Below are 19883 nucleotides of genomic sequence, written 5' to 3'. Positions count from 1 at the left end.
TGCCAACATCCCAAGGCCGATGAAGCCGGCCCTGGGCGTCGCCTGATCCATGGCGGGCATCGCCATGTGTGTCTACATTGCCGGGAGCGGGGCAGCCAGTGTCGACGGTGATGCTGCAAGCGGCGCAGCCAGCGTCGGGTCGGCTGGTTTCGCTGCAAGCTGCGCCAGCGCCTGGCTGCTCTGCTCAATCGGCGTATTCACCGCTTGTGCCGTTGGTACATGGGCGATCTGCTTGTTCGGCGAATCCGCCGCACCCTGCACGGCAAAGGCATTCGAACCATCGGCGCTGAGCGTGACAGTGTCGATGCGGCTCATCCCCTCGCGCCGCGCTGCCACCGTCAGCGAGGCGGCCAGCTGGTCGCTTTGCTGGTCGGGCTTGCGACCCAGATGCGCGTCGAGCGCGTGCACGGCGGTGCGTGCCTGTTCGTACAGTGCGTGATCGGGGTTCGCTGGATTGTCCAGACGCAAAGAGTGGCCTTGGGCACGTGCCTGAACCTGTGCATCAAGCGCCTTTTGCGTTTGCGGCCCGACCTTGCCGTCCACGGTCAGATGATGATCGTGTTGAAAGGCTTCCACGGCACGCTTGGTGTCGGGTCCGAAGTTACCATCCACACCGAGTGCCTTGCCCTTGGCGTCGACGTAGCCCAGCGTGGCCAGATTGCTTTGCAGCTTGCTGACAGCCTGGCCGTGGGCCTCCTGCTTGAGGATGGTTTCGCCCGTCGCCGCAGCACCCGGCGCTTTGCTCGGGTTGGCTGGCTGCCGCTTCACGTCCTGGCCCATCAGCTGATTCAGGCCGTCACGGTTGCGCGTGATGTCGTGCAGATAGTCGTAATTGCTGGTGCCGTTGCTGTCGCGGATGACGCGACCGCCGACGACCGCTTCCTTGGCGCCGGCGTAACCGGCGATGTGTCGCGCCTTCAGGAACCCGGCAACCTTCGCGGGATCGTCGCCCTCCTTCAGCACGCCTTGCTTGAGCGCCGTGTGGTAGGCGTTGTCGCTGTTGGTCTTGAACGCCTTGTCCTGCAGCTCGGGCGATGCCTTGTACTTTTCCAGGCTTAGACCGTTTTTCCAGTTGGCCGGATCATTGAGGAACTCGGTCATGTGGCCTTGGGAGGCCCATCGCCATTCGCTCTTCTCGCTGCCCATCGCAGCCGCCAGCTTGTCCTTGTCGATATAGCCCGCATCCGCAAGCCATCCGGCGCCCGCCTGATAGCGGCCGACATAGCCTTGCTTGTTGGTGATGGTGAGATTGCCGCCGTTGCTCTCGGTCATCGCCGTGGATGCAACGAGTCGGCGGGTCATCGCGTCATCCAGACCGGCGATGTTGCCTTGGTTGTAAGCCTGCGCAGTGGCCACTGCGTTTTCGCGTCTATCAGCCATGATGCTTTCCTCTTGGATAGGACGATTGAGTTTTTAAGTGAGACTCGGCGGCTTCAGCTCTCCTTGCAACGCATGGCCGTCATTCGCTGCGTCGGTTTGCTCCTGTAAAAAACAAAGGTGGTCGTGCCCGGCCCTTGGTTGCCGCCCTCGTCATCGACATACGCTTCGGCGTAGATCGTGGGCGCAGTGGCACTCAGGTGGATTTCGTAGAAGGCGTTCTTCTGGGTGTTCTCGGCGGTGGTGCCGTAGTCCAGTGCGCAGGCGCTGGTGATTGGCGCAACCTTCGCCTCGCTGCTCAACTGCCGCTGGATGATGTCCTGGTAATGCTCGCTCGGATAAAACTTCAGTAGTGCGATGGACTGAACCGTTTCGACATCGCCATTCAACGTGACGCCGACATGGCCCTCGTTGTCCTTCTTCGTTCCCGCGTCAGCGCCGGTATTGCCGTCCGGTACTTCCACTTCGCCGAACCCCGACAACAACAGCGTGCCGCTACGGTCGTGCGATGCGGAGGCGTCGCGCGCATCCGGATTGTCCAACGGCTTGGGATCGCGCCACTTCACTCCCGGCACGTTATCGAACGCTGGCCAATGGACCGATTCCTGCGAGGTGAAAACGCCCAGTAGATTCTGCAATGGCGACATGTCGCTCTTCCTTTGCGTGGATGGTGGCGGCATGGTGGAAGCCGCCGTCGCCGAAGTGGCAACCGGAGTCGACGTAGACGAGGCCGGTGACGACGGAGAGCTGCATGCGGTCAGCAGAGTCAGCAGCGACATTACCAACCATTTGTTTGTTTGATTCATGATGACTGCGGAATCCAATGGATGCTGGTCCGTACACCGAGTAAATCTAGGCTGCGAGCAAATTAAATATTAAATGACATTTATAAAAATAATAATGCTTTCTTCATTCTTCGTAGATCAAAAGAAGCTTGATAGCCCGCTATGAAGAGAGAGGAGGCATTTGGTACTTTGCTTTTCGTAGGTCCGGAACAAACGTTTTTACGCAGACCATTACAGCCAATCCCGAAGGAACTTGCATTGTTCGGTCCTTGATCGTTAACTCGTCAGGAACTTTAGACCTATCGACGCAGTCGGCAATAGAGTCAACAGGTATGGAGATACCATTTACTCCAGCACTCGCCTCCATCCTGCTAGTTATCGTTTCAATCAATTGCTTTTTATCAGCTGCGCTGGCGGTGCGCCAGGATGAAATTGGCGCGCCGTCCGTCAGCCCATCCGCGGCTGCGGCAGTAAAAGGCACATACAACGTGATGATAAAAACCAGGTTACGCAAAAGCATCGGGTAACTCCCAAAGCGCTCTGATGCAACGCATCAGCAGCTGGCCTTAAGTAAAAGAGTGGGCAATTCGCCCTAGCGTAGATTCTTCAAGGTTCGCCAAAATGTTCATAGACCACTGCCTCAACAACCGCTGCGTTAGCCGGAGCACCCGGGTCCATGTACAGAAAAACCGTCCGCGCTATTGCCGTCGCAAACGGATCGAAACCCATCTCGTCGTAGACAGCGATGTCATAAAACTCGGCGACGGACGGGATGCAGGCGGGGCCGCCGGTAGTTCCAAAGCCCGATATGCCAGCCATGCACACGAGCACATCGGGTGGCAATTGGGCATGAGCTGGAGGAGTAATGCTGGCTGAAGCAAGGCTAAGAGCAAGAGTTACGGACAAAGCGCGCAATTTCATGAGGAGCCTCCTTGTGATAAGTCGACACAAACGATTGGGCTCGTCGAAAGCCCCATGGGGTCATCGCATGAAACTTCGGCCCATATTAAGTTTGAGCCAATAAAGGTGCTGAAGCAAGAATATCTATTCAGTTGTATAGGCCGTAAAGTTATTTAGTTGCTTAGTCGCGCTCATCACGACTTGTTTTTGTGAAGCAGAAGTGTCGCTCGCTGCATTATTGTATGCTGAAGTGCCATCAGTTCTGTAGGCTGAAGTTAGAAGGCTTGAAACGAGAACGATTGCGTAGATAAATTTCATAGTGCTTGCTACTGAATCCGTTGGGGCAGACTGCAAGCAGAGTAGTAGACCCGGCAATTTGGACTTTCCTTATTGCATTGCTGGGTACCCAGTTTCGTAGCCTCACCAACGGTTGCGGCATTGGCGACATTGAATGCCTTGTCTCCAAGAATCATGACTGCACACTGATTGTCATAGGCAATTTGCAGTTTGCATTGCGTGCCGCCTTTGTTTCGGCAATCGGTCAGTGCTGCCTGTTGAGCAGCTTCTTTGCTTGAGCGATCTGTGATGCCGCTGAGAATTGCTTTATCCGCGTCTGTTGCTATTGCCCCCCATCGAGTCGCCCATTGCATCGGTGGCTGCTGCGAAACTTGAGATTGTTGCCCTTGGGTCGGTGGCTGTGATGGGTTGATTGGAGCGCAGCCTGACCAGCCTTGGCCTTGAATGGGTGCGCAATCCACACCGGGCTGTTGCGCATGCACGAGGGTTAAAATCAACAGGCCGCTGAGCAGCAGGCCGGCCTGGAGATAGGAACGAGAGACGAAGTTCATCATCAGTTTCCTGCTGACGGGGGAGCGGTGGGTGCGTTGCCATACTGCGTATTTGCCCGGACGCCTAGATCGGTGGCGGCCCCTTTTTGGGCCTGGCCAAGATTGGGATGGTTGAAGCCGCCGGAGCTTTGAGTTGGCGAGACACTTGGCGCAACGTTTCCTTGTGGGGCAGGCCGATACCCGCCCCCCCCGCCCGCATACGACCCCGCCGGTTGTCCTTGCGGACCAGGCCTTGCGCCCGCGCCATTGAAGGCGGAGTAGGCCATGAAGCTGCCGAGGGTGCCGTTGAAGAACTGGGCCGCCATGGGTGGGGCAGAGATGATGAGCATGGTCATGAGCAGGCCAATGCCACCCTGCTCCATTGACTGGGTGGTGAGACCTTCGCTGGTGGTGCCCACCAGGCTGTTGATGAAGGTGGAGGCCCAAAGCGCTTCGGCCACACTCGCGGTCACCTTCAGCACGACGCTCGAGACGAAGCTGAGCATGCCCATGCCGAAGAGGGTGCCGATGCCATACATGAGCCACTTGTTGAACAGCGGTTTGGTTTGCTCAAAGAGCAGGCAGAGAATGAAGATGGGCCCAAGGCCGACGAATAGGGCGATGGCGAGGTTGAACATCAGCAACATGGCGCCAGCGGCCATGGGCGGGCTGGCGGTGCCGAAGATGGCAAAGTCGGAGGCGCGCGCTTTGCCGGCGGCGGTGTCGTTGTCACCGGGCGCGCTCTGCACGGCATCGATAGCGGCCATGGCAAAGGCGGTTTTGGTGAGGTTGTCATCGATGGCCTGGCTGATGCAGTTGGTGTCGTTGCTCGTGTCGCAGGTTTGGCCGGTGAAGACTTGGTTGATATCGTTCTGCAGGGTGCTGGTAAATAGGGTGTGCAGGTCGGTGCCGAATATGCCCAAGGTAGTAGCGAAGGAGACGATGAAGACCACGCGCATGCTGTTGGTCACGTGCGCCATCATCGAATCACGGGACTGGCCTGTGACGATGCGATAGCCTTGGATCAGGATCCAGATGGTCACCAGGATCAACGCGACGCCGCTGGCCACGCCAATGACCTGAGTCTGGAGCGCGGTCAGGAACTTATCGATCTCGTGCTGGATGTATTTGTAGACCAGTACATAGAAAACGAGCATGACCTTCCCCTGTCTCTACTTGATGTCGCAGTTATCCGTAGCTGCCGTTGGGCGGCAAGTTGCACACCGGGTGCGATGGGTCGGCATGGGGACAGGCAACAGTCCCTATCATGCGAATCCGACGCATCCGAGCGCGTCGTACTTTAATCGTTGATGGAAAGAGCGCTTTTCAGCGCGGTGGCCTGAATCGCATCGCCCAAGATGTTCGGATTGCCCTTGAGAGCTATGGCGGAGAGTGTGGATTGCTGCTGGTTCAAAGTCGAAATGATGCTCTCGTCCATTTTCACGCGAGTTTGCCAATCGGTGAGCGTCGTCTGTTGTTGCGCGGTGAAGGCGACTGTTTGTGCTGTGGAGGAACTGGAGTTGCCCATGATGCCGTTCATTTGCTGCACCAAGCCTTGCAAGGCGGTCGAGCTGCTACGAAGTTGAGGTACCTGCTGGTAGAGATCAACGGTGGCGTTGTATTCGTCGACTTGGGCGGTGACGATGCCGGAGCAGATCTGTTGTTGGGTTTGCGTGATATTGCCGCTGAGGTTGATGGATGAGACCGCCGCCGACAGGCCCTGCAGTACGCCGCTGACCATGCCGCCACTGGTGGCGCTATAGCACTTACCCTGGATGAGTTGCTGCTTCGTCGAGTCGCTCAATTCGGTCATGGTGTTTGTATTGGGGATGATCGCACCAATGGGGTTGGAGGCGATGCTGCTTAGGGTGGAGGTGAGCTGCGTAAGCTGGCCCAGCAAGGTTGTGTACTGTGCCCCTGTTTGAAACGCTGACATGGCCGAACTAAATGATGCCGTTGACGTATTAGCGGTTGCCGATGTTGCAGCAGCCGATTCAGCGGGTACATCCGTGACCAGTACCTGGGCGTGCAGGCTGCCGGTGGCAACAATGACGCCGGCCAAAGCGAGGGCAAGCGTCACGCGGAGCGGAACGCGGTGAACAGGGTTGAAGCGAGTGGCTGAGCGTTGCATGGGCTTTCTCCTTGACTGAAGTTGGGAGCTGATTTGCAGTGTGTTACATAGCGCCCGAGCGGGTGGAGCGTGCGGGGCGCGGCGGCTGGTCGGATTTCTGCTTGCCGCTACCCTTGCGGTTTTCGTAGAAGGTTGCCAGCCACTGCTCGGGCGTGAGTTGGTTGACACTGACGCCTTCGGCTTCGGCGCGCTCGGCCAGCACCTGATGCATAATTTCGATGTTGTCGGTGGATGCGGAGATCACCGCGAGGGCATCGTCCATGCCGCGCAGGTTGAGCTGGCAAATGGCTGCGGCGTGACCTTGTTTGACCAGGAAGCAGCGCGAGCGCTCATCCAGGCTGACGACGACGTTGTACTCGGCCTCGGTGAGTTTGAGGCCTTCGATATAGTCTTCGCGGCTGGCGTTGGGATTGGGCAACAGGATCATTGTGGCCGTCTGTTCGATCAGCGACGCGGCGATGTCGCTGGCAAGCGCATCTTCCGGACTCTGCGTGGCAAAGATGCCCAAGCCGTTCTGTTTACGGATGGTTTTCTGCTTGTTCTTGGCGAACTCCTTCAACCCACCCTTGCCATCGAGAATTTTCCAGAATTCGTCCATGACGTAGATCAAGGGGCGACCATCGATGAGTTCTTCCAGCCGATGCAGCAGGTAGTTGATCACCGGTACGCGCACTTCGGAGTTATCGATGAGCTCGGTGTAATCGAAGCCGATGATGTTGGCTTTGGAAAGGTCGATAGTGTCCACGGGGTTGTCGAATACCCAACCGAGCGAGTTGCCCGCGGTCCATTTTTTCATGCGCACGAACAAGCCGTCATCGCCCATGTTGGGCAGACTCTTCATGAAATTGGTGACGTTGCGGAGATGAATCGGGGTATCCAGGATGCTTTCCACCGCGCTGAAGATGTCGTCTTCCTCGCGGGAGGAATACACGCTTTTGCCGGCCATCACCTTGACCAGATCGGACAGGAATTGCACGTTGGCTTCGGTGTATGCGCACTGGAACGGGTTGAAGCCGGTAGGCTTGCCGTTCTCCAGTGCCATGTAGTTGCCGCCGCAGGCGCGCACGAAGATTTCCGCGCCGCGGTCCTTGTCGAAGAAGAAGATGGTCGGCGTGGGCTTCAGCTTTTGCACCTGGCTGAGCAGGAAGTTGATCAGCGCGGTTTTGCCGGTGCCGGACTTGCCGATCACCATGGTGTTGGCGATAGCCTTTTCGCCGAGCGAGTTCTCGGCTGGGTGGGTCGCGTGGAAGTTGAAGTAGTAGGGCTGGCCATTGGTGGCCTGCAACGTAGTAACGCAGTCACCCCAGGGGTTGTTCTCTTTTTTGCCGGCGGCGAAGTTGTGCAGCGGCGACAGGCCCAAGAAATTCAGCGAGCTGAGGTTGGCCAACCGGGTGCGATATTTCCAGTTGCCGGGGAACTGGGCGTAGAACGCGGCGGTGACGGCGATATCTTCCTTCACGGTGACAAAGCCCGCGTTGGATAGCTCGGCCCGTGTGGTTGCGATCTGCTGCGACAAGGTGGCCTGATCCGGTGCATAGACGGCAACGCTGAAGTGGTATTCGCCAAGTACGAAATTGCCCGAGGCCAGTTGATCCATCGCATGATCCAGTTCGGCGATCTGGGTGAAAGACTTGTCGCCGGACGACACCATCATTCCCTTGGTGCGTTCCAGCGCCTTGAGTGCTTCGTGCCGCCCTTTCGGCGTGAACGAATGCGTGATGACGTATTCGAAATCCAGGTACTTGAGCCCGTTAAGAATGCCCGGATAGCTGCCGTCGGCATATTCCTTGAGGTTGAGCATCGCACCAAAATAGTTGACGCCTGTCGGCGTGGTGATGACGTAGTCGCCAGTCTTTGCTGAGAAGCGCTGCTTGCTCACTGGCAGATAGCGGTATATCGGCGCGTCCAGAACCGGCACCGGTTCATCGATGCGATTCAGCAGATAGCCAAAGAATTCCAGGGTCTCGGAAAACACCACGCCGTTGGAGGCCTCGTACATACCCATCCGATACGGTGCGTAGTCCTTCAGCACCGCCTCGACATTGCCTGCCAGCTCCAGGATGGTTTTGACGGCTTCCTCCTGCTCGGCTTGCAGCTGCGACACATCCGAAGACTTTTCAGCGAGGCGCTTGCCACTGACCACAGGGCGATAGACCAGGGTCAGATACAGCTCGTTCTGCATCAACTTCTGTGAAGAGAGCGCGCCATAGTAGGCGTCGGACATCTGCTGATTGAAGGCGTGCTGAAAATGGCTGTGGTCGGTGTGCTTGCGGCGACGGCGGACGTCGTGCACCCAGAAAGCGACGTTGACAAAATCCGGGGCACGCAAGGTCTGCAACAAGCGGTTGAACGTATTGTGCTTGTGTTCCAGCTCCCACTCATCGCGGCCGACAAAGGGCAGGCCGCCCATCCGCCAGCTCAGCATGAAATCACCGCCTGTGGTCTTGAGCACCGTCGGTGAAACGTGCGTGGACAGGGGCAGAAATTCGCTGATGGGCGTGTCAGGGCTGAACATAGTTGGGTGCCAGTTGATCCAATTGAATACCCCGGCGAATCCGCCGGGGGTGCTTCGTCAAGGCTCTTGTTTTTGACCACGATAGCTGTTGGGTGTGAATACCCACATACCATCGTTTTCGGGCAGGTTCCTCATCCTCATGCGAAATTGCAGACGCAAGCCAATCAGTCGAAAGATCATTTCGTCGCGTTTGGCCATGGTCCGCATGATGAAGATGATTACTGGTATCAGAAAGAGGATGAAAAAACTAAAGTAAACGGCCAGCAAGAAACACCCGCCCACACACACGAAGAAGGGGACGTAAGGCACCCCCAAGAACATGGGTGGGCGGGTACAGCCGCGAAATACCGCGTTCTTATGCATGTGCTTTCTTGGTGCGATCAGCAACTGCCCGTGGTTATGAACATACTCGCGATCTCTCCTGCTGCACCAATCAGAACAGCACCGATCAGGACGGGCGCCACCTCAGCAATGCGTTTATGTGCGAAAGCAATTTGATAGCCAGAAAAAATAACGGCAATAGTAACTACGGCAATGGAGATAGCCTTCAGCAACGTCTGCACAGTAGTCATGTAAGTGGTCATGTCAGAACAGGCACTACCTGTTTGAGCAAATGCGATGCAAGGCATCAAGAGTGCGGCCACCACAAGCATCTTGAAAAATGAGTTGAAAAGCACGCGCCTGGATTCGGTGTTTTCGATACTGCCGGCAAACATTTGAATTTTCATCTCGGATTCCTTCTATGGACGATTTAATGAACGCGGGCAGGTGCCGCACCCCTGAAGAAATAGCTGCACTGCGCACAGCTACGACTGTTGCGAAGTACCTCGTTGACCTGAGGCGATACTGCGGCCCTGGTAAGAGCCCTCGTAGCAGGCGACAGGGCGCCTGCATGACGATTACTGCTCCGATTGATCATCGGTATTGTCCGGATTGACGTAAGGGATTTGGAGCTGTTTCCGTCATCCCTGACGAAAGGATCGCGGTTTGCTCACCATACGTCTTGCGCTGAATCGCGCGGAATAACAAATTGCGAACACTGTGCCTGCCGGCCGACCGCAGATTATTCGATTCACCCGATTGCTCTGAAACCAGCAGCCACTTGCAATGTCGCTCAGAAAACGAAGGCATCATCGCCTCCTTTCTGGCGCAGATCGGTCGGGTCTGCGGCAGGCCTGTGTGCCGCGTTTTGCACGACAGCTTGCGGTGTCGCGGGCTGGGACGGTTTGTTGCCGGAAGAAGATGTCTCTGGACGGTCGCCCAAGTGAGTGACTTTGGGTACGAAGATGTCGGTATTCGGCGCCTCGATCTCGGTAGTCGAGGTCGGCGTCACAGATGGTGCATTTTGGGGCGCCGCTTTTGCCTCAGGCTGGGTCGCGGCTGTGACAGCGGCAGTGATCAGTGGTGCAGCGACTGCGTCGAGTACGCTCGTACTGCGAATGGAGACACGATAGGCGGCCGAGTTTTCAAGGGAACCAGTAGTAGCCCCCACGCCGTTGGGTACATTGAAGCGCGAGGCAAGTTGCGGCGTGCGATCGTGGGCTATTTGCAATGGAATAGGTGGCGCGCCGCTGCCGGACCGCATGCTCAGGTTCATCGAGTCGTAAACCTTCTGCACGTAGCCCTGGCTGAAGCCAGTGACAAAGTCACCAGAGTAGTAGCAGCTGAAAGCCTTGCCCCAGTTGCCTCCCGACCGGGCATAGCACTCATTGAGTATGCGCGAGCCTACGGACAGATTGAGGCAGGTATTGAAAGCCTTAGCGTAGGTATCCAAGCCGTATTTCGAAAGATTGTTACGGTTGACCTGTGCCACGCCGAGCGAATAGTTGTAGCCGTTGGCCTCAAGCATTTGCGCCGTCGCAACTGCCTCGTCCAGGTTTTGCGGCTGGCGCACCAGTTGTGCGCCTACCACCCCGATGGCAAATGGGTTGTAGCCGGATTCGACATGCACGATGTGGCGCATGACATCCGCCGGTGCGGTTTGGTTGGGACAGGACATCAGCTCCATTCCGGTCAACATGGGTGTGTCCTCCCGACCCGCGAATTCGATTGAGTCTTCATGCAGCTTCCTGCGACAGGTGTCGATCAGGATTGAAATCGATGCCGGTGATGTAACGGCTTCCGGCGTGTGCCTTGATGTGCACGACGATGTCGATGGTCATCATCAAAAGCCTCTTGATGGTGGCGAATTCCAGACCCGCACCTTCGTTGGATGCCTTGACCATCAGCGCAAGCTGGTCCCACGTCTGTTCCGTGCTGCCGGAGTGACAACTGGTGATCGAGCCTGGATGTCCCGATGCGCAATTGCGTATGAAGTAAAACGATTCGTCGCCGCGCAACTCCGCCAAGATGATGCGGTCCGGTTTCATGCGCAGGCAGGCTTCCATGCAGCTCTTGGCGGTGACATTGCTGGCACTCTGACCACCCTTCGAGTAGAGCAAATGCACCACGTTGGGTTGATCGATGAACAGCTCGCGCGCGTCCTCGATGGTTACCAGTCTCTCGCTGGCTGGAATGTGCTGGACCAGGGATTTCATGAAAGTCGTCTTGCCGCTACCGGTGGCGCCGGAGACGACTACATTTTTTTTGTACAGCACGGCTCTCTTGAAGAATTCTGCATAGTTGCGCTGCGCGCGCAGATCCAGAAGGTCGCGATCATGCTCGCTGAGGCTGTGCGTGTCTTCGAGAATCTGGTCGAAAAAACCGTCTTCCTTGTACTGAGTCAGGGTTTTTGTGTGTTTGGAGGGCAGACGGATGGTGATGGATACCTTGCCTGCCTCTACCGCTGGCGGCATGACGAATTGCGCGCGTTGGCCGGTAGGAAAAGTTAGCGAGACGACTGGGTCCATGTCGGTGATGCGCTGACCTGTCTTGCTTTCGTTGACTACGGAGGTGCAGAACTGTCGCGCGCGATCAAAGGTGAGGCTGGGAACTTCCACGCGCTGCCAGCCATTGCGGTTCTCCAGATACAACTCGCCGGGACGATTGATGCAAATCTCGGTGACTTCGGGCGACGCCATGAATTCCCGCACACCCAGCACTTGGTACTGGTAGTCCAGAAATTCGTTTGAAACTTCGGCGATGGGTACAGCGTCGTCCATTAGGGCAGGGTCTCGATCTCGCGCTTTGGTCAGAATTTGGACACGACGCCACTGAAATCCACGTCCTTGGCGACGTAAACTTCGATGACGGTGCCTTGATTGATGGTGACCGTGGCCGGCCGGTTGGCGGACTGCTGCACGGCCTGGTTGGCCAAACTTTGCAGCGTCTGCGCCGTGTTGCTTTGAAAAGGTTGTTCTACGACCGCACCACTGGCGCCGATGGTATTGGTCGTTGGGCCGTGCTTTTCTCCCTCATAAAGAAAAGCGTCGCTGAGCATGCTGACCAGCAGCGCAGCACTGATCCGGCTGCCCCAGTGCGAATCGAGATAACCCGGGTCGCCGGAACTGCCGAGATCATCGGTACCGGGGCTGGACATGTTCACATCGATGCCTGTGGGCGTGATGATGCGGTCCCAGATGACGAAGAGGCGATTGCCGATGATCGGACTGGATCGATACTTGCCCAGCACCTTTGATCCCTTGGGCAGGAGCAGGCGTTTCCCCGTAAAGGAATAAACGGGCTCCGTCACCCCACAGGAAGCAAAGCCTGGATAGTCGCTGATGATGCGCGTTTGAAGCACGCAGCGGATGAAGGTGCCTCGAACCATGACAGTGTCGGGATTCGTCAGCGGCTCGGCGCTGGTCTTGGCATCTTCCATGTTTCCAATCACATCGCCCGCACCCCTGGGTTGATTGGCAACCGGAGCAGCGGACGTTTCAGGATTGCTGTTGCCTTGATCGGCTACCAAACGACGTTCAAGCAGGCTCGGTCCTTGCGGCCTCGCGGGCTGCGAATTCGCATGTTGGAGAGCAATCGGCGGCAGCGGCGGCGCCGTGTTGAAAGGAATTGCCTGAGTCGATGGCGTTGGGAGAGGCAGTGGTGGAGCCACGGGAGCCACGGGTACTGTAATGGTTTCCGCTTGTTTCGGAGGAGGCGCCTTGCTCGAAGGCCCCTTGATCAGCCAGAAGGCGATCGCGAGCAGAAGCACGACAATGGCCGCCAGGTAAAAAAGCGCGCGCCGATTCATGCGACGCAGATCGCTCGATTTCAACGTCGGCGCATTGGCGTCCAAGTCAGGAGCGGCGCTTTGCTGATATTGAGAGGAGTAAGGATTACTCGCCAACGGGTCTTCGCGACCGTGTAACGGAGTATTTTCGCGGTCAGAGCCGTCACCGGGTTGGTTAGGAGTATTCGAGCTCACTTTTTAGTGTTCCTTCTCAGACCGACGACATTGTTGCCATGGCGAATGACCAGGTAGGGATAAGTGCCGTGGACCACGATATTGTTGCCCTCCACGGTTGTATTAACCACGGTATCTCCTCCGTGCTCAAGCTCACGCATGAAGACTTCGGGGAAATTGCCCGTGGGAAACTGTCTGAGATCGCTCATCTTGATATAGGTGAAGCGGCCGTCGTCATACACGGTTACAGGTATTAGCCAAGGTGCAGTCTTGCTTCGCGCGGCATAGCTGTAATCGAAGTTATAGTCGCGCCCCTTGACCAGCTCGGTATCCAGTTCCGGCGCCTTGGCGATCTTTGCCACCTGATCGGAAAAACTGGTATTGCCTGGATAACCAAACGTAATCTTGTACTGGACACCGGCGCGCTTGGCCTGGTCCAGGGTTTTCCAATCCGTCGCTACCACCTTCAACTCAAAAATATAGGAGTGAGTCTCCGTGCGGATCATCATGTTGGTATCTACATCAACGTTTTTAGGCTTGAGATAGAATACGTTTTCGCGCCGAGTCAAATCCCATCCACTGCTGAAGCCGGTACTGAAGTCGAGGATTTTTTCACTCGGACTCAGTTCGATCTGGGTGGTTATGCCCAATCCGGTACGCACCTGATAAATATGGTCCGGCAAATATTGATACTGCTCGACAACCTGTGCGGATACCGTGCCGAGCGCAGTGGAAGCGATCAGGCTCGCCAAGGTCAACTTGCATACGATGTTCATCGACGACCCGCTCCATTCTCTGCATTGTTCGATGTAGGCACGGCCGTTCCTTGGGGCGTCGGAGCCGTCGCTTGTGTTGGAGGCAGTGCCGGATAAGCGCCCGGTTGTGTGGCTAGCGGCAGGGCTGCATTCGCGTTCGGGGTCGTGCTGGTGGCCGCAGCTGGCTGAACCTGGGAGGGCGTCGGCGATCCTAGAACCTCGGCTACCGCGGATGACTCATAATCATTGTCGACGCGGTAATCGGTAACCTGAAACCCGAGCGGATTCTCAATCCGATATTGGTCATCCATTCGCAAGTCGGGCATATATGTAAATTCCAGAGTGGCAATCTTGCTGTCCAACGGTTTGGTCAAACCATTGGTCTTGTCGTAAACACTTCTTTGAAAACGCACGGTGGCGCTTTTAGGTGTCTGGCCTACTCCCGCACCATGCAAGGAGATGCTTAGAATATTGAGGCGCAAAGCCTTGTCCGGACCATAAATTTTGGCGGGATTATCGGGATTCGTGGTCGAAAGGATTTGATTTTTGTATGCGGTGGCGATTTTGGGTGACGACATCACGATGGAGGTAATCCATCCATTCTGGTACGCCGTTGTTGAGCTGTCGTAAGACTCGCGCGCCATGATGTAATGCGCGACGTTGCTCTTGTTGATGGCTTCGCTGGTGGTGATCTGCCGGTTGGTGAAATCCTCGGTCAGGTGCGCAATCGAGCTGGTGCCCGTGTAGGCGTCGGCCATGACGACGTAAGGTACTTTTTCCTTCAGCGGCAACATGTAGAAGTAACCGCCAGCGAGAATCAATGCCATGACAATGGCGCTACTAGCCACGCGCCATGCGCGACGCTCGCTCCGTTTGGCCAGATCCGCGATCGTCAGTTCAAAATTGACCGATCGGTTGACCGTATCGTCGATTTTCTGACTGGAGTTTTTCCCGCCGGCCATTAGCTAGCATCCCGAGCAACTGTCACCGATGTGCTCTCCGTCTTCATTATTTTGAACTCGCGGGCGCCGCGGCCTTGGGCGAGCCTGTGGCACCTTTGCTTGTGGCTGAATCGGGCGTAATCGCACTGGCTTGCCCGACTACGATCCGCTGGTTTTCTACCGTGATGGAGACGCCTTCCTGGGCAAAGATCGAACTAAGTTGCGCCGCTGCCTCGTTGACGTCCGAGGTATGGATATGGGTGACAGGCGTATAGAGCGTGAAGTCGGAATGGAGTTGGTACGAGAGCGTCATGCCCGTGTCTTTCGACCACCGCGTGAGCATGGTCTTGAGCGTTCCATCCAGTGGCGAAGCAAAATAGGTGTAGGGCCGTTCCAGCGGGATTTCGGTGGTTTCAGTCTGGAACCGGTTTACCGGTTTCCAGGAGCCGCCGAAATCCTTCGCTGCGGGGGTTCCACAGCCAGTCAAGGCAGAGGCCGAAAGGGTCAAAGCGATCACTGCAGCCCGATTGAGAAAGATCGTTTTCACGTATTACCCGCAAAGTGATATGAAACAGTCGAAACTGCACCGGCAGCGCGATTCGCGAGCTGCAACATAGAGGTGCGGCAGTCCGCCCATCGCTGTTTGCAGCGCCGGGATGATGAGTTGTTCGGGATTGGGCTGGATCGGGTGATCCATCCGAAAGAATGGCAGGGATTTATGACAGCTGGATATCTGCTGCAGCCCCGGCTTTCAGCTGTGGCGGGGACCCCGTCTCCCGCGAAATGCTTCGATTCCATTCACGCTCCTTGTTCCAAGCGGGCTTCATGCCTGCCTTTTTTAACCCAACAAACCGAATCGCAGTGCGCTCAACTCCGCGAGCCTGGTGCTCGGCGGGTGTACATGTGCTTTTTCGGGTTGTCCCCTGAACAGATCCCAAATCAATTCTAGAAGCAGGGACGCCTGTTCTGTTAGTGCAACGGACAGATTATGTCGACTGGTTCTCAAATCCGTTTTGCAACCATATCATACGAGTGCTGGCGACCGGACCGTCGTAAGTGACAACGTCGAATCGGCAGTCGGAATTCGCCCATTTCGTGTGGGCCGATAGCCACAACTGCGCAGCCTTGATGAGCTTGGCTTGCTTGGCTGGCGTGATCGAAGCTGCAGCGTCGCCGTGGTATGCGTTTTTTCGGTAGCGCACTTCGACGAACACCACGACGTGGTCGTGAAGCATGACGAGGTCGAGTTCGCCGTAGCGGGTGGTGTAGTTGCGGGTTAGCAGCTTGAGACCGGCGCGTTCGAGTTCGGCGCAGGCGCGCGTTTCGAAGACGTCGCCGGCGGCGCGCATCAGTGGCTGTTGGGCTGGCTGGTGTTGTCCGGCACGGCGCCGGTGGTGGAGGATGCGGGCGCATCGCCGGTCGGCGGTGCATCGGCGGGCACGTCGTTGGTTTGCAGATCGCCGCTGAGTGGGTGCGCGATGCCGTCCTGGAATTTCGCCCAGATGAGGACGCGGCGGATTCGGCCGAACTGGTCGGCGGCAAGTTGGCCGCTGGCGCCGGGCAGGTAGCTGCCGGGGTGCGCGCGCAACCAGTCGAGATAGGGCACCAGATTCCACGCGTCCATGCCAAAGGCGAACAGACGCGCCGCGCCGCCGCTGGCGGATTCCAGCTGCGTGCCGATCTCATCGTGACTGGGCAGGCCGGGCTGAGCGTCGAACATCCATGGCGAGTCGCAGAATTCGACACCATTGAGGTCGCCGTTGGCGGTGGCGTCGTCGCGGCCGTCGTAGATGTGCGAGGTGGCGAACACCGGCAGGTGCACATTGGCGACCGCCAGTTGCGGCAGCAGCAGGCGTGCCTGCTTGGGACGCATGCTGATGAAGATGCCGCGGTCATCGGCAATAGCCGCCACCGGCGCGCTGCCGATGCTGGAACCGCTGGTCGGTGCGCTGCTTGCGCTCGACGCGGGTGTCGGGGTGCTGCCGGTGGGGAGATTGAGGCCGCTGATCGCCTTGGTGAAGCTGGAGATGGTGACCATGGTGTCGAGTTGGCCGCCGCGTGCAGCGAGCTCGGCCTTGAATGCGCCTGCCGCGCGCTGCGCGAAATCGTCGCCGGAGACGAGCACATAAACGTGGCGCAGCCCGCGTTCGATCATGTGATCGGCTGCCTGCGCGCCTTCGGATTCCGGCAGCAGGCCGAATTCGCTGGTGTTGGCGGCGGGCAGGTTCTTGTTGTCGGGATGATTGAGCGTGAGCAGCGCGATGGGCAGGCTGCTCTGTCCGACAACGGCGGCGACTTCGGTGCGTGTGAGTGGGCCGACGACCAGGTTGGCGCCATCGGTCGTGGCTTGCTGGTAAGCAGCGATAGCACCAGCGCCTGTGCCTTTGCTGTCGTAAACGCGCACGGTGGGACGCGGCGCGTGGTTGCGGCCGGCGTCGATATAGGCGGCGAAGAACCCTTCGCGAATGGATGCGCTGGCCGCGGCGAAATCGCCATCGGACGGCAACAGCAACGCGAGTTGCGCGGGTGCCTTGTAGCCCTCGCGCACATTGGCGTTGGCGCCGGGCAATAGCGTGCCGACCGGTTGTTGCAGATCCGGCTGGGGGCGCGCCACGGCAACGCCGAGCTGGGTGAGTGCTTCGTTGATCCAAGGGAGCATCCGGTCGCCGGGTTTCATCGCGGCGGCGCGCTGCTTGAGTGGATCGGCACCGACCCTGGTGAGCAGGCCGATGATCTGCTTGCGGTTCTGTTCGTGATCGAAACCGTTCAACTTGTCGTCCATCTCCACGCGTGTGCGCGCGGCGCCCCAGTTGTCTCCACTGGTGGCCATGGCGCGTGCACGCAGTTCCAGCAGCCGCAATTGCAGCACGGCGGGCACGGCGACATTGGGTTGCGTGGTGAGTCGCAATGCGCTGGCGGCATCGTTCTGGCTGAGCGCAAGTTCGGCGCGCAGCAGGTCAAAGCGCAAGGGTTCGTCGTCGACGAGGTTTTGCCGATTGATCTGCGACAGCACTGACGACGTGCGCTGGATCTGGCCTTCCTGTCGCCATGCTTCGGCGGCCAGCAGGCGGTAGCTGTCGGCGTGGCCGGACGATTGAGAAGCGAGCGTGAGGTAGGCCTGTGCTGCCTGGTCGAGCTGACCTTGTTGCGCGAGCGTTGCGGCGTCCTGCGCAGCGGCGACTTCAGCAGCCGAGCGCGGCGCCACGGTGGGCACACACGCAGCCAGCGCGAGGGAAAACAGCAGTCCGATCGCGGCAGTGCGCGGCAGGCGCGTGAGGCGCATGAGAAATCCCTTGGTCGTCATGGACGTCGATGCGCGATCATAGCCGATCGATTCACCACCTCGCGGCGCAGGAGTTCACGAATGTCATCAGCTCAGCCCGGCGCCCTGTGGGTGGTTGCCACGCCGATCGGCCACCGCGATGACCTGTCGGCCCGCGCCATCGAAACCTTGCGTGCGGTGGATGTGATCGCCGCCGAGGACACGCGCCACAGCCGACCGTTGTTGGTGCATCACGGTGTCGATACGCCACTCATTGCGTTGCACGAACACAACGAACGCGATGCAGTCGACGCGATCGTGCGGCGACTTGTTGCGGGCGAATCGGTGGCGCTGATTTCGGACGCGGGTACGCCGTTGATCAGCGATCCAGGGTTTCGTCTTGTGCGTGCAGCGCTTGCGGCGAATGTGCGCTGCATTCCGGTGCCGGGTGCGTGCGCAGCGATTGCGGCATTGTCGGTGGCAGGTTTGCCGAGTGACCGTTTCGTGTTCGAAGGGTTTCTTCCGCCGAAGGCCACGGGTCGTCGGCAGCGACTGCAGGAACTGGCCGGTGATGCGCGCACGGTCATCTTTTATGAGTCGTCGCATCGCGTGGCTGAAAGTTTGGCCGACATGCGCGATGTGTTCGGCGCCGAGCGCGAAGCGGTGCTCGCGCGAGAACTCACCAAGATGTTCGAGACGGTGCTGGGCGAGCCGCTGGCTGAACTGGCCGCGCGTGTCGCCAGCGATCCCGACCAGCAGCGTGGCGAGTGCGTGATCCTCGTCGCCGGTCGCGGCGAAGAAGCGGATGCGAAGCTGGCCGAAGGGCAGCGCATCTTCGCCATCCTTCGCGATGAACTGCCGCCGGCGAAGGCGGCGAAGATGGCGGCGGCGATCAGCGGCGCGCCGCGCAAGCTGCTCTACGAGGGCTGAGTCGTGCGCGTGGAGTACACTTCGCAGCGGAGTCGGCCGGGCAGTCGCGTCGCACGCAAGTGCATCGAGGAAAGTCCGGGCTCCACAGGGCAGAGTGCCAGGTAACGCCTGGGCAGCGTGAGCTGACGGCCAGTGCAACAGAGAGCAGACCGCCGAACGGCATCTTCGGATGTGCGTGGTAAGGGTGAAAGGGTGCGGTAAGAGCGCACCGCGTACGGGGATAACGTCGTACGGCACGGTAAACCCCACTCGGAGCAAGACCAAATAGGGGAACGATAACGCGGCCCGCGTTGTTCCCGGGTAGGTTGCTGGAGCCAGACGGTGACGTCTGGCCGAGAGGAATGACTGTCGCGTCGCAAGACGTACAGAACCCGGCTTACAGGCCGACTCCACCTCTTTACAGCCTTTCGTCCCCGGCGTGGCGACATCCACGTCGGGGATGCTTGCGTGCTTTGGGCGCTACCGGCATCGATCGTCGCCAAATGAACGTCAAAACCCACACCGCTGTTTGGTGTGGCACTTGAATGTTCTGTGACACGAATCAAAAAATCCCTTGCTTTCAAACACCTTGAACAGGTTCATGAGAAAGCGCTGGAATTACCGTCACAACTTCGCCTTTCTCATTGATTCACAAGCGAAATTCCCTTGACAGTCTCATCTGGCGAGATTATCGTGGGTTCCGGTGTGAAATCGTGGGTTTTAGTGGAGTCTGTCCGAGTGTTTCAAGGCGAAACCGCCATCACTGTTGACGACAAAGGCCGCTTGGCCATTCCGACCGCGTATCGCGAGTCGGTGGCGGGCGAGTGCGGCAATCGTCTGGTGCTCACCTACAACCCGTTCGAATCGGGCTGCCTGTGGCTGTTTCCTCATTCGGTGTGGGAGCAGGTGCGCGATCAGGTGAATGCATTGTCCAAAGTGGTGAAAGCCCATCGCGACATGCAGATGAAACTGGTCGGCGCGGCGGCGGAAGTCGAACCCGACAGCGCCGCACGCATTCTGCTGCCTGCAAGCCAGCGAGCGACGACCGGCATCGACAAAAAAGCCGTGCTGCTGGGCATGGGCGACAAATTCGAATTGTGGAGTGAACAGGAGCACCTGAAGAAGATTCGCCAGACCATCGGGGAAAGCGAGATCACTCAGGCAATGGCGGAATTGCGCCTTTAGGCGCGATCGGCGAA

The 19883-nt window shown here is 58.1% G+C and carries 21 protein-coding genes and 1 other RNA gene; 4 read left to right on the top strand and 18 right to left on the bottom strand.

The annotated features are described in order from the left end of the window. Positions 1–72: 72 nt before the first annotated feature. Together GSQ73_RS00875 and GSQ73_RS00870 are read right to left on the bottom strand one after the other, a co-directional pair. Entirely contained in the window at positions 73–1380 is a 1308-nt protein-coding gene (locus GSQ73_RS00875) for a peptidoglycan-binding domain-containing protein (RefSeq protein WP_158879990.1), read from the bottom strand. A 53-nt stretch (positions 1381–1433) separates the two neighbouring features. Beyond that, positions 1434–2024 (bottom strand): hypothetical protein, encoded by a 591-nt coding sequence (locus tag GSQ73_RS00870; RefSeq protein WP_158879987.1) that lies wholly within the window; start codon positions 2022–2024, stop codon positions 1434–1436. On the opposite strand from GSQ73_RS00870, the gene GSQ73_RS00865 reads away from it, so the two are divergent. Next, on the top strand, positions 2023–2178 hold the full coding sequence (locus GSQ73_RS00865; RefSeq protein ID WP_158879985.1) for a hypothetical protein: 156 nt from the start codon (positions 2023–2025) through the stop codon (positions 2176–2178). The genes GSQ73_RS00870 and GSQ73_RS00865 overlap by 2 nt on opposite strands. A 144-nt stretch (positions 2179–2322) precedes the next feature. Here the strand turns inward: GSQ73_RS00865 and GSQ73_RS00860 are convergent, their stop codons facing one another. The 16 genes from GSQ73_RS00860 to GSQ73_RS00785 form a co-directional block, all read right to left on the bottom strand. Next, complete coding sequence (locus tag GSQ73_RS00860; RefSeq protein WP_158879982.1) at positions 2323–2682, bottom strand: hypothetical protein; 360 nt, start codon at positions 2680–2682, stop codon at positions 2323–2325. A gap of 86 nt (positions 2683–2768) precedes the next feature. Then, positions 2769–3083, bottom strand: a complete 315-nt coding sequence (locus tag GSQ73_RS00855; RefSeq protein ID WP_158879979.1) for a hypothetical protein — start codon at positions 3081–3083, stop codon at positions 2769–2771. 305 nt (positions 3084–3388) lie between these two features. Next, the gene (locus GSQ73_RS00850; RefSeq protein ID WP_158879976.1) at positions 3389–3910 is read right to left on the bottom strand and encodes a DUF4189 domain-containing protein; all 522 of its coding nucleotides are present in this window, start codon (positions 3908–3910) and stop codon (positions 3389–3391) included. A 2-nt stretch (positions 3911–3912) separates the two neighbouring features. Next, on the bottom strand, positions 3913–5046 hold the full coding sequence (locus GSQ73_RS00845) for a type IV secretion system protein (RefSeq protein ID WP_158879974.1): 1134 nt from the start codon (positions 5044–5046) through the stop codon (positions 3913–3915). A gap of 143 nt (positions 5047–5189) precedes the next feature. Beyond that, on the bottom strand, positions 5190–6020 hold the full coding sequence (locus GSQ73_RS00840; RefSeq protein ID WP_158879971.1) for a hypothetical protein: 831 nt from the start codon (positions 6018–6020) through the stop codon (positions 5190–5192). A gap of 43 nt (positions 6021–6063) precedes the next feature. Further along, positions 6064–8535 carry a VirB4 family type IV secretion/conjugal transfer ATPase gene (locus GSQ73_RS00835; protein WP_158879968.1) on the bottom strand — a complete coding sequence of 824 codons (2472 nt, stop codon included), beginning with the start codon at positions 8533–8535 and terminating at the stop codon, positions 6064–6066. 57 nt (positions 8536–8592) lie between these two features. Beyond that, positions 8593–8898: a VirB3 family type IV secretion system protein gene (locus GSQ73_RS00830; RefSeq protein ID WP_158879965.1), complete on the bottom strand. Its 306-nt coding sequence runs from the start codon at positions 8896–8898 to the stop codon at positions 8593–8595. A 17-nt stretch (positions 8899–8915) separates the two neighbouring features. After that, positions 8916–9188 carry a TrbC/VirB2 family protein gene (locus GSQ73_RS00825; protein ID WP_256371880.1) on the bottom strand — a complete coding sequence of 91 codons (273 nt, stop codon included), beginning with the start codon at positions 9186–9188 and terminating at the stop codon, positions 8916–8918. A 461-nt stretch (positions 9189–9649) separates the two neighbouring features. After that, positions 9650–10543 carry a transglycosylase SLT domain-containing protein gene (locus tag GSQ73_RS18135; RefSeq protein WP_174236059.1) on the bottom strand — a complete coding sequence of 298 codons (894 nt, stop codon included), beginning with the start codon at positions 10541–10543 and terminating at the stop codon, positions 9650–9652. Positions 10544–10592: 49 nt separating this feature from the next. Further along, the gene (gene virB11 / locus GSQ73_RS00815) at positions 10593–11636 is read right to left on the bottom strand and encodes a P-type DNA transfer ATPase VirB11 (RefSeq protein ID WP_158879959.1); all 1044 of its coding nucleotides are present in this window, start codon (positions 11634–11636) and stop codon (positions 10593–10595) included. Between the two features lie 29 nt (positions 11637–11665). After that, positions 11666–12838: a TrbI/VirB10 family protein gene (locus GSQ73_RS00810; RefSeq protein WP_158879956.1), complete on the bottom strand. Its 1173-nt coding sequence runs from the start codon at positions 12836–12838 to the stop codon at positions 11666–11668. Then, positions 12835–13593: a TrbG/VirB9 family P-type conjugative transfer protein gene (locus GSQ73_RS00805; protein ID WP_158879953.1), complete on the bottom strand. Its 759-nt coding sequence runs from the start codon at positions 13591–13593 to the stop codon at positions 12835–12837. The genes GSQ73_RS00810 and GSQ73_RS00805 overlap by 4 nt, the downstream gene beginning before the upstream one ends. Next, positions 13590–14534, bottom strand: coding sequence for a type IV secretion system protein (locus tag GSQ73_RS00800; RefSeq protein WP_158879950.1), 945 nt, complete (start codon positions 14532–14534; stop codon positions 13590–13592). The genes GSQ73_RS00805 and GSQ73_RS00800 overlap by 4 nt, the downstream gene beginning before the upstream one ends. Positions 14535–14580: 46 nt before the next feature. Beyond that, the gene (locus GSQ73_RS00795) at positions 14581–15060 is read right to left on the bottom strand and encodes a hypothetical protein (protein WP_254063228.1); all 480 of its coding nucleotides are present in this window, start codon (positions 15058–15060) and stop codon (positions 14581–14583) included. Between the two features lie 439 nt (positions 15061–15499). After that, the gene (locus tag GSQ73_RS00790) at positions 15500–15862 is read right to left on the bottom strand and encodes a YraN family protein (protein WP_158879947.1); all 363 of its coding nucleotides are present in this window, start codon (positions 15860–15862) and stop codon (positions 15500–15502) included. Continuing rightward, positions 15862–17796, bottom strand: a complete 1935-nt coding sequence (locus GSQ73_RS00785; RefSeq protein ID WP_158879944.1) for a penicillin-binding protein activator — start codon at positions 17794–17796, stop codon at positions 15862–15864. The genes GSQ73_RS00790 and GSQ73_RS00785 overlap by 1 nt, the downstream gene beginning before the upstream one ends. Positions 17797–17877: 81 nt before the next feature. On the opposite strand from GSQ73_RS00785, the gene rsmI reads away from it, so the two are divergent. From rsmI to mraZ, 3 genes are all read left to right on the top strand, one after another. After that, positions 17878–18705, top strand: coding sequence for a 16S rRNA (cytidine(1402)-2'-O)-methyltransferase (gene rsmI, locus GSQ73_RS00780; RefSeq protein WP_158879941.1), 828 nt, complete (start codon positions 17878–17880; stop codon positions 18703–18705). 28 nt (positions 18706–18733) lie between these two features. Then, positions 18734–19100: RNase P RNA component class A (gene rnpB / locus GSQ73_RS00775), an RNA gene on the top strand. 322 nt (positions 19101–19422) lie between these two features. Then, on the top strand, positions 19423–19869 hold the full coding sequence (gene mraZ, locus GSQ73_RS00770; RefSeq protein WP_158879939.1) for a division/cell wall cluster transcriptional repressor MraZ: 447 nt from the start codon (positions 19423–19425) through the stop codon (positions 19867–19869). Positions 19870–19883: the final 14 nt, after the last annotated feature.

The organism is Rhodanobacter sp. L36, assembly GCF_009765755.1.
In the GTDB taxonomy this organism is placed as follows: domain Bacteria; phylum Pseudomonadota; class Gammaproteobacteria; order Xanthomonadales; family Rhodanobacteraceae; genus Rhodanobacter.
This window is presented reverse-complemented; position numbering and strand designations above follow the sequence as displayed.